Origin of the sequence: Hymenobacter ginkgonis (assembly GCF_009755225.1) — a bacterium.
Taxonomy (GTDB): domain Bacteria; phylum Bacteroidota; class Bacteroidia; order Cytophagales; family Hymenobacteraceae; genus Hymenobacter; species Hymenobacter ginkgonis.
This window is the reverse complement of the sequence record NZ_WQKZ01000001.1, coordinates 574,404-589,639: the sequence shown is the minus strand read 5'-3', so window position 1 is coordinate 589,639 and position 15,236 is coordinate 574,404. Positions and strand designations below refer to the sequence as shown.

Genomic DNA, 15,236 nt, shown 5'->3' with positions numbered 1-15,236 from the left:
TGTTGTTTTACCTCCTCATGCCAAACGCTAATCAGCAAGCACTTATGAAGCATTTAGTTGCTAAAATCCACCCCGCCGATAACGTGCTCGTCGCCCTCACCGACCTGCCCATCGGCACGCCCGTAACCTGGGATGGGGCGACCGTAACGACCACCGAGAAGATACCCGCTAAGCACAAGCTGGCCATGCAGCCCCTCGCCCCCGGCGACGAGGTAACCATGTACGGCGTGCTAGTGGGCAAAATGGCGGCGCCCGTGGGCCAGGGCGGCCTGCTGACGACGGCCAACATCAAGCACGCCACCGACTCGTACCAGGAAGGCCAGCACCCCCACAGCTGGGCCCAGCCTAATGTGACCCGGTTTGAGGGCCGCACTTTTATGGGCTACCACCGCCCCGATGGCCGGGTAGGCACGGCCAATTACTGGCTGGTTATTCCGCTGGTGTTCTGTGAGAACCGCAACATTCAAGTCCTCGAAGAAGCCCTAGTAAACGACCTCGGCTACGCCCGCCGCAAAAGCTACCAGCCCCAAACCCAAGCCCTACTAGAACTGATGCAGGCCGGCAAGTCGGTCGAAGAAATACTGGCCACCGACCTGCGCTCGGCCGAAATCAGCCACCAGAAAACCAAGCCATTTCCCAACGTGGACGGCATCCGGTTTCTGAGCCACGAGGGCGGCTGCGGCGGCATCCGGCAGGATGCGCAGTCGCTATGTGGCCTGTTGGCTGGCTACATCACCCATCCCAACGTGGCCGGCGCCACGGTGCTTAGCCTGGGCTGCCAAAACGCGCAGGCCAGCATGTTGCAAGACGAAATTGCGAAGCGCGACCCGCACTTCAGCAAGCCGCTTTTCATCCTGGACCAGCAGGCCATTGGCACCGAGGAAGCGCTCGTGAGCACGGCCTTGCGCCAAACCTTCGCCGGCCTCATGCAGGCCAACCAGCAGCAGCGCCAGCCCGCGCCGCTTAGCAAGCTAACCATCGGCCTAGAGTGCGGGGGTAGCGACGGCTTCTCGGGCATTTCGGCCAACCCGGCGGTGGGCCACGTGTCCGATTTGCTAGTAGCGCTCGGCGGCTCAGTTATCCTAGCCGAGTTCCCGGAATTGTGCGGCGTGGAGCAGGAAATCGTGAACCGCTCCGTTGACCACGAAACGGCCCAGCGCTTCACCTCGCTCATGAAAGCCTACGGCGATAGCGCCGTGGCCGTGGGCTCGGGCTTCGACATGAACCCCTCGCCCGGCAACATTCGCGACGGCCTCATCACCGACGCTATGAAGTCGGCCGGCGCGGCCCGCAAGGGCGGCTCGTCGCCGGTAGTGGCCGTGCTCGACTACCCGGAGCTAGTCACCAAACCTGGCCTAAACTTGCTCTGCACGCCCGGCAACGACGTAGAAAGCACGACCGCCGAAGTGGGCTCGGGCGCCAACGTGGTGCTCTTCACCACTGGCCTGGGCACGCCCACCGGCAACCCTATTGCGCCGGTCGTCAAAATCAGCTCCAACACCAAGCTGGCCCTGCGCATGCCCGACATCATCGACTTGAACACCGGCACCGTCATCGACGGCGAAGAAACCATCGAGCAAGCTGGCGAACGCATTCTGGACTACGTTATTCAAGTAGCCAGCGGCCTAGAAGTAAGCGCCGTACGCCACGGCCAAACCGATTTCATTCCGTGGAAGCGCGGTGTTTCTTTGTAATTATTAGAGATTAAAAGAACGTCATGCTGAACGCAGTGAAGCATCTCGCTCGAACTGTTGAACGATTAAATTAGCACTGCACGCGAGATGCTTCACTGCGTTCAGCATGACGTTCTTTTTGCCCTCTGTAACAACTACTAACTCATAATTCCCTAATTATGACTCCTTTCCTCTCCGACGACTTCCTGCTTCAGACGGAAGCTGCGCGTACGCTCTACCACGAGCACGCGGCGCCGCAGCCCATTATTGACTACCACTGCCACCTGCCGCCCGACCAGATTGCTCAAAACCGGCAGTTTGAGAACATCACGCAAATTTGGCTCTATGGCGACCATTATAAGTGGCGCGCCATGCGGGCCAATGGTGTGAACGAGCGCTATGTGACGGGCGACGCCTCGGACTGGGAGAAGTTTGAGAAATGGGCCGAAACGGTGCCCTATACCATGCGCAACCCCTTGTACCACTGGACGCACCTGGAGCTGCGCCGCTACTTCGGCGTCACCGAGCTGCTGAATAAGGATAGCGCGCGCCGCATCTACGACCAGTGCAATGCGCTGCTCCAAACGCCCGAATTCTCGGTGCAGAGCCTGCTGCGCAAGATGAAAGTAGAGGCCGTATGCACCACCGACGACCCCGCCGACTCGCTGGAGCACCACCAGGCGCTGGCTGGCCACGGCTTCGGTACGCGCGTCCTACCCACCTTCCGCCCCGATAAGGCCATGACGCCCGAGGCCACCGACTACCGCGCTTACCTCGACCGCTTGGGCGCCGCGGCGGGGGTAGCCATTAAGACCTACGCCGACCTGCAAGCAGCCTTGCGCCAGCGCCACGATTTCTTTGCGGCTCAGGGTTGCCGGTTGTCTGACCACGGCTTGGAGCAGATTTATGCGGCCGATTACACCAACGAGGAAATTGAGGCCATCTTTGCTCAAGCCCTGGCCGGCGCTATTTTGAGCGACCAGGACATCACCCAGTTTAAGTCGGCCATGCTGATTTTCCTGGCTGAGTTGGACTGGGAAAAGGGCTGGACGCAGCAGTTCCACTTGGGCGCCCTGCGCAACAACAATACCCGCGCCCTGCGCCAGCTTGGCCCCGACACGGGCTGGGACTCGATTGGCGATTTTACGCAGGGTAAGGCGCTTTCGCGCTTCCTCGACCGGCTCGACAACCAGGATAAGCTCGCCAAAACCATCCTCTACAACCTCAATCCTTCCGACAACGACCTGTTTGCCACCATGACGGGCAACTTTCAGGATGGCTCGGTGGCTGGCAAAATTCAATTTGGCTCGGGCTGGTGGTTCCTAGACCAGAAGGATGGCATGGAAAAACAAATCAATGCGCTCAGCAACATGGGTTTGCTCAGCCGTTTCGTGGGCATGCTCACCGACTCGCGCAGCTTCCTGTCGTTTCCGCGCCACGAGTATTTCCGGCGCATTCTGTGCAACCTGCTGGGCCGCGATGTAGAGAACGGCGAACTACCCGCCGAGGAGATGCCTTGGCTGGGTCAGCTGGTCGAAAATATCAGCTACGGCAACGCTAAAACGTATTTTGGCTTCGAAAAAACGCTGGCCCCGGTGAGTTCAGGAGAGTTGGTGAATAGCTAACTACTTCCTTTGCCCATATCCCATTTTTTGACTTCGGGAAAAGTAGGCTACCGAAAACGTTTGCGTTAATAAAGATGGCGTCCGCGCTTTCAGTCGCCAATTCAGTAGCCTACCTTTCAAGTCCTATTCTTCCTGCTCACCGTCCAGTTTGCCCACGTGGCGCCGGTGCGCAGGTTCTGGTTCCTACCCCATGAAGCAAGTCGTAACCTTCGGCGAAGTGATGATGCGGCTCTCGCCGCCGCTGAATTATCGGCTTCCGCAGACCGCTACCCTCGAAATAACCTACGGCGGCGGCGACGCCAACGTAGCCGCTGCCCTCGCCCAAATGGGCGTGCCCGCGGCCCACGTCAGCGCTTTTCCGGCCAACGAACTGGGCCACGCAGCGGCCAACCACCTGCGCCGCTACGGGGTCGATACCACCCACTGCCTATTTACCGAAGGCCACCGGCTGGGGCTGTACTTTCTAGAAGTGGGCGCGTCGCTGCGGCCCAGCCGCATTGTGTACGACCGCGCCGAGTCGGCGTTTGCGCACCTCGACCCGGCCGCTTTCGATTGGGACACGATTTTGAAAGATGCCGGCTGGCTGCACTGGACGGGCATTACGCCCGCCATTTCGGCCGCCGCCGCCCAGGCTACGGCCGACGCCATTGCGGCGGCGCGGCGCTTGGGCCTCACCGTATCGGCCGATGTGAACTACCGCCGCAACCTGTGGCAGTACGGCCAGAAAGCGCAGGATGTGATGCCGGCCCTGGTAGCTGGCTGCGACCTGGTAGTATGCACCGAAGGCGACGCCGAAGACCTGTTTGGTATTCAGGCCGAAGCGGGTACCGACAACGGTTTTATCTCGATGTGCGAGCAGTTGACGCAGCGCTTTCCGCAAATAAAGCGCGTCATTGCTACCCGCCGCCAAACGCAAAGTGCCTCGCACGAGCGCATTTGCGGGCTGCTCTGGGATGCGGGCGAATTTTTTGAAACGCCCTTCTACGACATTTCCCCGGTGGTGGACCGCATTGGCGGGGGCGATTCGTTTATCTCGGGCTTCATCTACGGCTCGGGCACGTACGAGCGCCGCGAAGACGCCCTTTCGTTTGCCACCATCGCCTCAGCGCTGAAACACACCATCCACGGCGACATCAACCTGGTGACGCCGGCCGAAGTTGAGCACCTCATGCAGGGCAACCTGACGGGGCGCCTGCTGCGGTAGCCCTACCCCCTGCTTATCGGGCAGGGGCTTATTTTTTACTTTACGCCTTGTCTGGCCCCGCTGCCTACCTTTTGGGTAGCGGCGGGGGGTAGGGCTTTACTTATGTTCCGCCTTTCTTCTTCCGATGTTCTCGCTCGCGTGCTGCAAGCGCCGCTGGTGCCGGTCTTTTACCATGCCGATGCAGCTTACGCACAAGCCATTGTGCGGGCCTGCTACGCGGGCGGCGTCCGGGTGTTTGAGTTTACCAATCGTGGAGCTAATGCCTTCGAGGTTTTCCAAGAACTGGCTAAGCTGACCACTACTGATTGCCCCGACCTGGTGCTCGGCATCGGCACCATCTACAACGCTGCCGATGCCGAGCGCTTCATTGCGGCCGGTGCGGCCTTTGTGGTGCAGCCCGTAACTACCGCCGACGTGGCCGCGGCCTGCCAGCGCCACGACGTGGCCTGGGTGCCGGGCGCTCAAACGCTCAACGAGATATACGCCGCTACGCAGCTTGGCGCGCAATTAGTAAAAATATTCCCTGGCAATGTGGTGGGGCCCAGCTACATCAAGGCTATCCGCGGGCCGCTGCCTAGCACCAAGCTCATGGTAACGGGCGGCGTCGAGCCCTCCGAAGCCAGCCTCACCGAGTGGCTGGAGGCGGGCATCAACGTGGTCGGCATTGGCTCACAGCTTTTTAAAGGTGCCAGCGATGCCGCTACTATTACGGGCCGGGTAGCGCCGCTCATGCAGTTTTTGCAAGCCCGAAAGTAGCGTGATTGTCCTTGCGCAGAGGAACGACGAAGCAATTTTCCTTAAAGCTTTACAAACGCTTACCGACGACTAGGAAAAATTGCTTCGTCGTTCTTCCTCGCAAGGACAGGCATTTTTCACTAAAATTCACTAGCTACCTCCTATGAATCCCACCCTTCGCAGCTCGCCGCCTGGCACCGACACGCCGGTCGTGGGCAAGTACCGCTGGACTATCTGTTCGCTGGTATTTTTTGCCACCACCATCAACTACCTCGACCGGGCAGTTATTTCGCTGCTGAAGCCGTACCTCGAAACCGCCTTCCACTGGAATTCGGGGGATTACGCCAACATTGAAATTGCCTTTAAGCTGGCTTATGCAGTGGGCATGCTTGGGGTAGGCCGCATCATTGATAAGCTGGGCACCAAGCTGGGCTACGCCCTCTCGACGGCCCTGTGGAGCGTAGCAGCTATGGGCCATGCGCTGGTTAGCAGCACGTTGGGCTTCGGCGTTGCGCGCGGCTTTTTGGGCATTACGGAGGCCGGCAACTTCCCGGCGGCTATTAAAACCACCGCCGAGTGGTTTCCGCAGCGCGAGCGGGCGTTGGCCACGGGCATCTTCAACTCGGGTTCTAACGTGGGAGCCATTGTGGCGCCGCTTACGGTGCCGCTCATCGCCGAAACCATTGGCTGGCAGTGGGCTTTCATCATCACCGGTGCTCTAGGCTTTGTGTGGCTACTGCTGTGGATGCTCGTTTACGAGACGCCTTCTAATAGCAAGCGCCTGAGTAAGGCCGAGTTTGACTACATCAACGCCGACATTCCGGCTGGCTTACCAGCCGAGAGCGTAGTGGAGGAAAAACCTAAAACCTCTTGGGCTACGCTGCTGGGCTTCCGCCAAACCTGGGCTTTCGTGATGGGTAAGTTCATCACGGACCCCATCTGGTGGTTTTACCTGTTTTGGTTGCCCGACTTTTTGGGCAAGCAGTACCATCTCAAGGGCACGGCCATTGCCTTGCCGGTAGCGGCGGTGTACATTTTGTCGAGCGTGGGCAGCATCGGTGGCGGCTACTTGCCGCTGGGCTTTATCAAGCGCGGCATGCCGGCCTTCCAGGCGCGCAAAACGACCATGCTCATCATCGCGTTTTGTGTGTTTCCAATCGTGTTTGCGCAGTGGCTAGGCGGCATGAATATGTGGCTGGCCGTGCTGGTAATTGGTATTGCGGCCGCCGCGCACCAAGCGTGGAGCGCCAATATTTTCACCACGGTGTCGGATATGTTTCCGAAGCGGGCAGTGGCCTCGGTAACGGGCATTGGCGGCATGGCTGGCGGCCTAGGCGGCATTGCCCTCACGGCGCTGGTGCAGAAGCGCATGTTTGTGCACTACGAAAGCATTGGGCAGCTTGATAAGGCTTACTACATCATGTTTTTCATCTGCGGCGCGGCCTATTTGGTGGCTTGGGTGCTGATGTTCACGCTGGTGCCGCGCATGGAGCCCATTCAGCTCGACGATAATACGCCGTCTACCCCCGTTTCCTAACCCCACCCCCTGCATGAAACGACTGACCCCGCTAGCCTTTTTACTGGCCCTACCCCTGCTCACTTTTGCCCAGGCAGCGCCGAAAGCGGCTCGCCACAATACGGCCCTACTGCCGGCCCAAAGCAGCAGCCCCGCTCAGCGCAATGCTGCCGCGGCTAAAGAAGTGGAGCAATTGGAGCGCCAGCGCTTCGCCGCCCAGGTAAGCAAGGATTTTACGTTCCTAGAAAAAGCCTTCGCCGACGACCTCATCTATACGCACTCCAACGGCAAGCAAAACGACAAAACCGAGTATTTGCAGAGCATCCGCGAGGGTAAAAGCGTGTACGATAAGATTGAGGTGGAAAACCTGAACGTGCGGGCGTACAACAATGGCATGGCCGCCGCCGTGAATGGCCAAATTATCATTTACCAGCCTAATAAGCCCGACGGCACGCCCAACGTGGCGCATCTCAAGTACGTGACCGTGCAGATTAAAGACCCCCAAAAGGGCTGGCAAGTCGTGCTCTGGCAGTCGCAGAAGCAACCGGAGGCGGCCAAATAACATTTAGGAACAACTGTCCCTGCCTATCATTTTAGTGCTTCGAGTTACTCGTAACGAAATGATAGGCAGGGGTAATGCTACCTTAACTCACAACTGATTGCTATGTCTGCACCCGCTACTATCCCGCCCTCCCACGACGATATTGCTACCCCCGTCGGCACCACGCTCGAGCGCTACATCATGCGCAAGCAGGCCGAATTCCCATTTGCCACCGGCGAGTTGTCGCAACTGCTGCGCGATATTGCCTTGGCTAGCAAGATAATGGTGCGCGAAGTGAGCCGCGCTGGTCTCAATGGCATTGCGGCCGTGGTGGGCCCCGAAGGCGAGCAAACTGCCCCGCGCCACCGCTTAGGCGAGGAAGCACACATCCGCTTCGTGCGGGCGCTCACCAATGGGCGCGAGTGCTGCGCAGTGCTGTCCGAAGCCCGGGCCGACATCATCGACACGGGCAACCACGACGGCAAGTATGTGGTGGCTCTCAACCCGCTGAACGGGTCGGTGAGCCTCGATTTTAACGTGAGCACGGGCACTATTTTCAGCATTTACCGGCGCGTGAGCCGCTACGGTGGGCCCGCGCGGGCCGAAGATTTTACCCAGGGCGGGCGGGCGCAGGTGGCCGCGGGCTACATCCTCTACGGCTCTAGCACCATGCTCGTGTACACGACCGGGCACGGGGTGGCGGGCTTTACATATGAGCCGAGCTTGGGCGAGTTTTTCCTTTCGCATCCCCGCCTGACGATGCCGACGCGGGGCGAGGTTTTCTCCTGCAACGAAGGCAACTGGTTTGATTTTCCGGAGTTTGCGCGCACCTTCCTCACCACGTGCAAGGAGCGCCGCATGAGCGCCCGCTACGTGGGCTCGCTCGCGGCCGACTACCACCGCAATCTCTTCACGGGCGGCATTTACCTCTACCCCCCCACCGGCCAGTGGCCCAGCGGCAAGCTGCGCCTGCTCTACGAATGCTACCCCATTGCCTTTGTGAGCGAACAAGCCGGCGGCGTGGCGGTTACTGGAGCCGATGAAGTGCTCGACGTGCCGCCCACCGCCGACCTGCACCAGCGCGTGCCGCTGTTTGTGGGCTCGGCCGAGCTGGTGCGCGAGCTGCAAGTCGTAGCGGCCGAGTAGCTCCGTGGCACTAAACTTGGCCCAGTGCCAAGGTGCCGCGGCCCTACCCCTGCTTTTTCTCCTCATCGCGCTATTCTCTTCACCGACCCGCGAAGCGGAAGCTTCGCGCCCTTCACATGCCTAAAATCGTTTCGCCGCAGGTGGAATTCAGCGCATTGCTGAGTGAAATCAAGCAGGCTACCCCCGAAATATTTGCCGCCAACGGTGGCTACCTCAACTTGCTTGAAGGCCGCTGGCAGGAGCCCGGCGAGCCCCGGGCGTTTCACTCGCCCATCGACGGCTCTGAGATTGGGTCGCTGCCCATGCTCAAGCACGACGAGGCCCTGCGCGCCGTGCGCGCTGCCAAGGCCGAAGCCGCTGCCTGGGGCGCTACTGATTTGCAGGAGCGGCGCCGCCGCGTGCAGGACTGCCTCAACCAGCTGCGCCCGCACGTAGAGCTGGTGGGCAAGCTGCTCATCTGGGAGATTGGCAAAACTTACAAGCTCGGTTTTACGGATATCGACCGTGCTATTGAGGGCGTGCAGTGGTACATCGACAATATGGAAGGCCTACTCGGCGACCGCAAGCCGCTGGGTTTGGTGAGCAACATTGCGTCGTGGAATTACCCCATGTCGGTGCTGTTGCACGCGGTGCTAGTGCAAGTGCTGGCCGGCAACTCGGTGATTGCCAAGACTCCTACTGATGGCGGCTTCATCTCTTTAAGCCTCACCTTTGCCATTGCCCGCCGCTGCGGCCTGCCCGTGACGCTGGTGAGCGGCCCCGGCGGCGAGCTGAGCGATGTGCTGGTGAAAGACCCCGCCGTGGATTGCCTGAGCTTTGTGGGCGGGCGCTACAACGGCCGCAACATCGCCGATGCGCTTTCGCAAAACGACAAGCGCTACATGCTCGAAATGGAAGGCGTGAATACCTACGGCATCTGGGATTATTCGCAGTGGGACTCGCTGGCCGACCAACTCAAAAAGGGCTACGACTACGGCAAGCAGCGCTGCACGGCCTACGTGCGCTGGGTGGTAGAGCGCCGGCTGTTTCCGGAGTTTTTGGAAACGTACACCAAGGCCATTGGCAGCCTCAAAATCGGTAACCCTACCCTGGTTGACCAGGCCGGCGACCCGCTGCCCGACCTGGCATTTGGGCCCGTCATTAATGCCCGCCAGGCGGAGGATTTGGACCGGCTGTTTGAAAACGCCAGCAAAACCGGCGCCATTCCCTTCTACCAAGGCAAGCTCGACGACAGCCTGTTTCTACCCGGCCAAGACCGCTCGGCTTACCGCGCCCCGCGTGCGCTGGTGGGCCTGCCCCGCCAAAGCGAGCTGTACTTTAAGGAGCCTTTTGGCCCGATTGACAGCGTAGTGCTTGTAGACCGCGTGGAGGAATTGGTGGGGGAGATGAACATCTCGAACGGCGCCCTGGTAACAGCCCTGGGCTCGGACGATGAGAAGTGGGCCAACCGTACCAGCAAAGAGCTACGCGCCTTCAAAGTGGGTATCAATAAATTGCGCTCGCGCGGCGACCGGGAGGAAGTATTCGGTGGCCTGGGCGAGTCGTGGAAAGGTGCCTTTGTGGGTGGTAAGCTGCTGGTGGAAGCCGTGACGCAGGGCTCGCCCGGGCAGCCGGTACTCGGCAACTACCCCGACGCCGTGCTGCTGCCAGAGCACGCCTAGCCCAGTACCTAGGCGAGGTACGAAATACGTTACGCGGGGCCGTTTTCCACTAGGAAGGCGGCCCCAACTTATTGCCTATCTGCTCTTTATTCATGCATAAAATTCTGATTGTCGCGCTGGTATTGCTGCGGTTGGGCGCTGCTGCGCAGGCTATACCCGGTAAGCTCCCTACCCCCGTCATCGACTGGAAGGCACCCGCGACGCTGCCCACCTACCTGCTGCAACAGGTGCACCAGCAGTATGCACCGCGGCGGGCCGAGTTGGATAAGAGTCTAACTTCGGCAGCAGGCACGCAGGCGTACCGCGACTCGGCGCGGGCGCGGTTCAGGAGGGTGCTGGGGCCGCTGCCAACGCGCACGCCCCTGCGGGCACGCGTGATGGGCACGGTAGCGCAGGCCGGTTTTCGGATTGAGAAAATTAGCTATGAAAGCACGCCGCACCACCACGTAACGGCCAATTTGTACCTGCCCGAGGGCAAGGGCCGCAGGCCGGCGGCGCTGCTTTTTTGTGGGCACGAGAACACGAGCAAGGCTACCCCCTCGTACCAGCAGACGGCCCGGCTGTTTGCCCGCAACGGCTTTGTGGTGCTGGTGATTGACCCTATTTCGCAGGGCGAGCGCATGCAGCTGACCGATGCGGCCGGCCAGCCCCTAACGCGCGGCGGCACCACCGAGCACACCTTGCTCAACGCGGAAGCAGCGCTGCTGGGCCGCTCGCTCCCCGCCGAAGAACTGTGGGACAACGTGCGGGGCCTCGACTACCTGTTGACGCGGCCCGAAGTGGATGCCGCCCGCGTAGGCTGCCTCGGCAATTCGGGCGGGGCCACCCAAACGGCCTACTTCATGGGTTACGACGACCGGGTGCAGGTAGCAGCCCTGTGCAGCTACGTAGCCAGCGGCGAGCGCAACCTTACCCTCACCGGCCCGGCCGATGGCTGCGTGCAGCTCCCCGGCGCCGGGGCGGCCGGCCTCGATGTAGCCGACTGGCCCATCATGTTTGCCCCCAAGCCATTGTTGTTACTCACAGGCCGCTACGACTTTGTGGACCAGACAGACATGGAAGCCACCTTTGCCGATACCCGCCGTGCCTACGCGGCGCTGGGCCAGCCCGACAAAGCAGCGATTTTTACCTACGACGATGGCCACGGCATTTCGGCGCCGAAGCGGGCGGCGGCGGTGGCGTGGTTTCGGCAATGGCTGGGAGTAGGTGGGGCACTGGTGCTTGAGGAGCCTACCCCCCTCTCCTTGCCCGAGGCCACCTTGCGCTGCACCACTACGGGGCAGGTGAGCACCAGCTTTAAAGACGAGGAAAGCCTGGCCGCTACCCACCTCGCGGCGGCGCGGTCGCTGACCCAGCACCGGCCCGCCTACTCGCCCGAGGCGCTGGCGGCAGTGCTGCTGCGCCAGTTGAATATTACCAGCAAGAGCGGCGTCACGACGACCACTGCCGTGCGCGACACCCTGCGCCTGCCCAATGGCCAAGTCTGGCAGGGGATACTCCTTCGCCAACAAGGCGAGCCACCGCTGGCGGCCCGGCTACTGCTGCCCACCGGCCCTACCCCCCCTACCCGCCTTGTGCTGTGGCTACCCGGCCAGGGCTTGGCCGCCACCCTACGCGATAGCGCGGCCCGCCTAGCGGCCTACCAGCGCCAGGGGGCAGCCGTGCTCCTTGCCGACTTGCGCGGCTTGGGCGAAACCACCGACCCAGCGGCCTTCAACGACCCCAAGTATTACAACCAAGAATACCGCACGGCACTTTTGGCGCTGCACAGCGGACGCCCGCTACTGGCGCAGCGTGTGACCGATGTGCAGGTATTACTTGGCTTTATTGGCAACGATAACCGGCTGTGGCAGCTGCCACTACTGCTGCGGGCCGATGGCCCGGCGGCGCTGGTAGCGCTGCATGCGGCCGTGCTAAGCCCACGGGTGACCAAAAAGCCCTATACCCTGGTTGCTGATGCGCCGCAGCCGCCCGGCACTGCCCCCGTATTCGTCCCTCAGATTGAGCAGGTGCAGGTGAGTGGCGGGCCGCCTTCATTCACTTATTTCCTGGAAAATCCGGCCGCCAAAGATGCTTATTCCTCGGTGCTGCCGGGCGTGCTGCTGCACTACGACGTAGCCGACCTGCGCCGGGCGCTGGGCTCCCGGCTGCTGCCGTAGCGCCGATAGCTACTTAGCCTCCTCGGGCTGCACCACGGTAGCCAGTTGGCTATCGAGCGCAATTTCAAACCGGTCCAGCTCTAGTTCGACTTGGCGGATGGCCTCTTCGCTGAACGAAGCAGTGCGGTGCAGTTTTACTAGCATGCGGCGCTGGTGCTCCGTCACGTCGAGGCGGCAGCGCAATAAGCCCTCGAACGAAGCGGCCGCTTCGGTTTCAGCCGCCGAAGGCGTATCCAGGTCGGTGGCTTCGTTGGCGGCAAAGGTGCCGTGCAGGCGGCGGGCCTGGCGGCGCATCACCTCGCGCAGCGTCAGCAGACTCGGGTCGGGCGCGGCGGGGGCAGTGCTGGTAATTTGACCTTCGATATAAGCCAGAGAATCCTTGGTAAGGGCTAGCCGGAGCTCCTGCTCCTCAGCCGCGCGCTGGGCCGGCGACTCCTGCACGCCCAGGCGGCGCACCAGCCAGGGCAGGCTCAGGCCCTGCACCACCAGTGTTACCAAAATAACAGTGAAGGTGATAGATAACAGCACATTGCGTTGTGGAAATGGCTGCCCCCCGCGCACTACCAGGGGTAGGGCCAGCGCCGTAGCCAACGACACTACCCCGCGCATACCCGCCCAGGAAGTGATGAACAGATTGCGCCGCGGAGCCGGCGTTTCTTGCCGGCCCAGCCAGCGCCCCAGCCAGTGGCCCAGGTACGAAACCGGAAATACCCAGCCGAGCCGAACAGCAATGGCTACTACGCTCACCAGCAACCCGTAGCCCAGCGTGGGCCAGAATGCCCCCGGCCCCAGCCCGGCCCAAACAGCCCGTAGCTGCAAGCCAATCAAGATAAAAACCAAGCCATTGAGTAGAAAACCCAACACGTTCCAGAAGCTGTGCTTGAGCAAGCGCGTCTGGTTATCGTAGATGTCGTGCGAGCGCCGGCTCATCATCAAGCCCATAAATACCACAGCCAAAACGCCCGAGGCACCGATGTGCTCGGCGGCCAGGTACACGCCAAAAGGCAGCAAAAATGTGAGCGCCGTAATGAGGGTGGCATCGGTGAGAAAATTTTGGATGCGTACCACCACGTACCCTACCCCCAGCCCAAGGGCTGCCCCGCCCACGGCCGCCCACAAGAAGTGCCAGCCCGCATCCCACAGGCCAAACGTGCCACTTACTACCGCCGCCACGGCATAGCGGTAGGCAATAAGCGCCGAGGCGTCGTTCAGCAAGCTTTCACCCTCAAGAATACTCGTGATGCGGCGCGGCAGCCCCAGGCCCTTGGTGACGCTGGTGGCGGCCACGGCATCGGGCGGCGACACAATGGCACCCAGCACAAAGCCCATTGCCCAGCTAAATCCTGGAATAAAATAATGCGCCAAAGCTGCTACCAGCGTGGTAGTGAGCAGCACCAGCCCCACCGCCAGCAGCGAAATAGCCCGCCGATTGGCCACAAACTCGTGCCACGATGTGTTGTAGCTCGCCTCGTACAGCAAGGGGGGTAGGAAGATAAAAAATACCAGGTTGGGGTCGAGCTTCACCGCCGGTAGGCCCGGCACAAAAGCCAGCAGCCCCCCAGCTACTACTAGCAGCACGGGGTAGGGCAGCTTCAGCTTAGGCGCTACAGCAGACAGCCCTACCAGCAAGGCCATGAGCAGAATAACAACAGAAAGGTGCTCCATAGGGGTCGTTATACGGGGCCCACAGCAGAAGCAACTAACCCCCATTATCGCAAAGCCAGCCCAGCCGGTATGCCTCAGTCGCTTGTTCTTGCCTAATTGCTCAGGGTGACGGCACTAGTTCGACCCTAGTCAGCAGTAGGCTAAGCTAGCCGTAATGAAACTAGTAGCTTGCCTTATTCGCCAATAATTTCCAGCTGCCAGGTTAATTCTTCCTCTTTGATGGGGTAGGGCTGGCCGTGGCGAATGGCTTGGTACACTGCTTCAAATAAACCCATGTAGCTGGCGGGCGCGGCGGTATCAAGCGTGGTGGCGAGGGTGCCGCTCGGTTCGGCCACGGTAAGGCGGCCCTCCTCGCCGGGCTGCTCGCGGCCGTAGGCGGGGTCGAGGGGCTTCATGCCGGCTAGTAGCTGCGCCTCCTGCGGGTCGGTACGCTCCTTGCGGTAGCTGCCCTGAGTGCCGTGCAGAATAAAAGCCGGGCCGGGGTCGGCAACGAGCAGGCTGGACGTTAGCCACACATTCAACCCAGCGGGGTAGCGCAGATGAAAGTTGAAAAAGTCTGGCACCTGCGAGCCAGCGCGGTAGCTACCAATTGTTTTTTCGACTGCTAGTGGCCGGCCGAATAAGCTGATTACCTGGTCGAGCAGGTGCGGCCCAAGGTCGTAGACCAAGCCCGAGCCGGGGCGGCCATCCTCCTTAAACACCTTAGTGTGCAGCACTGGCCGGTAGCGGTCAAACCGAAAATGCACCTCGATAAGCTGGCCCAGCTGCCCGCTCTCCACCACCCGCCGCACGGCCGAAAAATCGGTATCCCACCGGCGGTTTTGATAGGCAAACAGCCGGCGGCCTTGTTGACGGGCCAGGTCGCACAATTCCTGCCACTGCGCCACGGACGTAGCCACTGGCTTCTCAACCAATACATGCTTGCCGGCGAGTAGCGCTTGGCGGGCTAGGTCGTGGTGCGTATCGTTTGGAGTATTCACCACCACTAGTTCCAGGGTCGGGTCGGCGAGCAGGGCTTCAATACTGGCGTAGCTGGTAATATCAGGGTAGTCGGCAGCCATGCGCTGCTGGCTGCGCTCTACCACCGACCGCAACTCGAAGCCGGGGTGCTGCGCTAAGAACGGCGCGTGAAAAAGCTTGCCAGACATACCATAGGCCAGCAAACCCGAAGGGATTGGGGAGATATTAGGAATAAGCATAGGTCCAAATATACTTCTTGGCCTTAGCGTAGCGCATAGCACTGAGGCAGCTGGACGAAGCTTCGCAATAGGCGGGCAGAATTAACTCAACAATAGGTGTCTTTACTATTAC

Annotated in this window: 11 protein-coding genes; 9 read left to right on the top strand and 2 right to left on the bottom strand. The window is 60.8% G+C overall.

The genetic code is table 11. The annotated features are described in order from the left end of the window. The first annotated feature begins 44 nt into the window (after positions 1 to 44). From GO988_RS02265 to GO988_RS02225, 9 genes are all read left to right on the top strand, one after another. Positions 45 to 1,694, top strand: coding sequence for a UxaA family hydrolase (locus GO988_RS02265; protein ID WP_157561908.1), 1,650 nt, complete (start codon positions 45 to 47; stop codon positions 1,692 to 1,694). A 158-nt stretch (positions 1,695 to 1,852) separates the two neighbouring features. Beyond that, positions 1,853 to 3,298, top strand: a complete 1,446-nt coding sequence (gene uxaC, locus GO988_RS02260) for a glucuronate isomerase (protein ID WP_157561907.1) — start codon at positions 1,853 to 1,855, stop codon at positions 3,296 to 3,298. Between the two features lie 190 nt (positions 3,299 to 3,488). Next, on the top strand, positions 3,489 to 4,502 hold the full coding sequence (locus GO988_RS02255) for a sugar kinase (protein ID WP_157561906.1): 1,014 nt from the start codon (positions 3,489 to 3,491) through the stop codon (positions 4,500 to 4,502). A gap of 102 nt (positions 4,503 to 4,604) precedes the next feature. Continuing rightward, entirely contained in the window at positions 4,605 to 5,258 is a 654-nt protein-coding gene (locus GO988_RS02250; RefSeq protein ID WP_157561905.1) for a beta/alpha barrel domain-containing protein, read from the top strand. A gap of 142 nt (positions 5,259 to 5,400) precedes the next feature. Then, positions 5,401 to 6,774 (top strand): MFS transporter, encoded by a 1,374-nt coding sequence (locus GO988_RS02245; protein ID WP_157561904.1) that lies wholly within the window; start codon positions 5,401 to 5,403, stop codon positions 6,772 to 6,774. Positions 6,775 to 6,787: 13 nt separating this feature from the next. Beyond that, positions 6,788 to 7,315 carry a nuclear transport factor 2 family protein gene (locus GO988_RS02240; protein WP_157561903.1) on the top strand — a complete coding sequence of 176 codons (528 nt, stop codon included), beginning with the start codon at positions 6,788 to 6,790 and terminating at the stop codon, positions 7,313 to 7,315. Positions 7,316 to 7,417: 102 nt separating this feature from the next. Then, positions 7,418 to 8,440, top strand: coding sequence for a class 1 fructose-bisphosphatase (gene fbp, locus GO988_RS02235; protein WP_157561902.1), 1,023 nt, complete (start codon positions 7,418 to 7,420; stop codon positions 8,438 to 8,440). Positions 8,441 to 8,556: 116 nt separating this feature from the next. Further along, the gene (locus GO988_RS02230) at positions 8,557 to 10,101 is read left to right on the top strand and encodes an aldehyde dehydrogenase family protein (protein ID WP_157561901.1); all 1,545 of its coding nucleotides are present in this window, start codon (positions 8,557 to 8,559) and stop codon (positions 10,099 to 10,101) included. Between the two features lie 92 nt (positions 10,102 to 10,193). Then, positions 10,194 to 12,260 carry an alpha/beta hydrolase family protein gene (locus GO988_RS02225; RefSeq protein ID WP_157561900.1) on the top strand — a complete coding sequence of 689 codons (2,067 nt, stop codon included), beginning with the start codon at positions 10,194 to 10,196 and terminating at the stop codon, positions 12,258 to 12,260. Between the two features lie 9 nt (positions 12,261 to 12,269). Here the strand turns inward: GO988_RS02225 and GO988_RS02220 are convergent, their stop codons facing one another. Next, a complete protein-coding gene (locus GO988_RS02220) occupies positions 12,270 to 13,925 on the bottom strand; it encodes a Na+/H+ antiporter (RefSeq protein WP_198172471.1) in 1,656 nt (551 codons plus the stop codon). 173 nt (positions 13,926 to 14,098) lie between these two features. Next, the gene (locus GO988_RS02215) at positions 14,099 to 15,073 is read right to left on the bottom strand and encodes a Gfo/Idh/MocA family oxidoreductase (RefSeq protein WP_232341335.1); all 975 of its coding nucleotides are present in this window, start codon (positions 15,071 to 15,073) and stop codon (positions 14,099 to 14,101) included. Between the last annotated feature and the right edge of the window lie 163 nt (positions 15,074 to 15,236).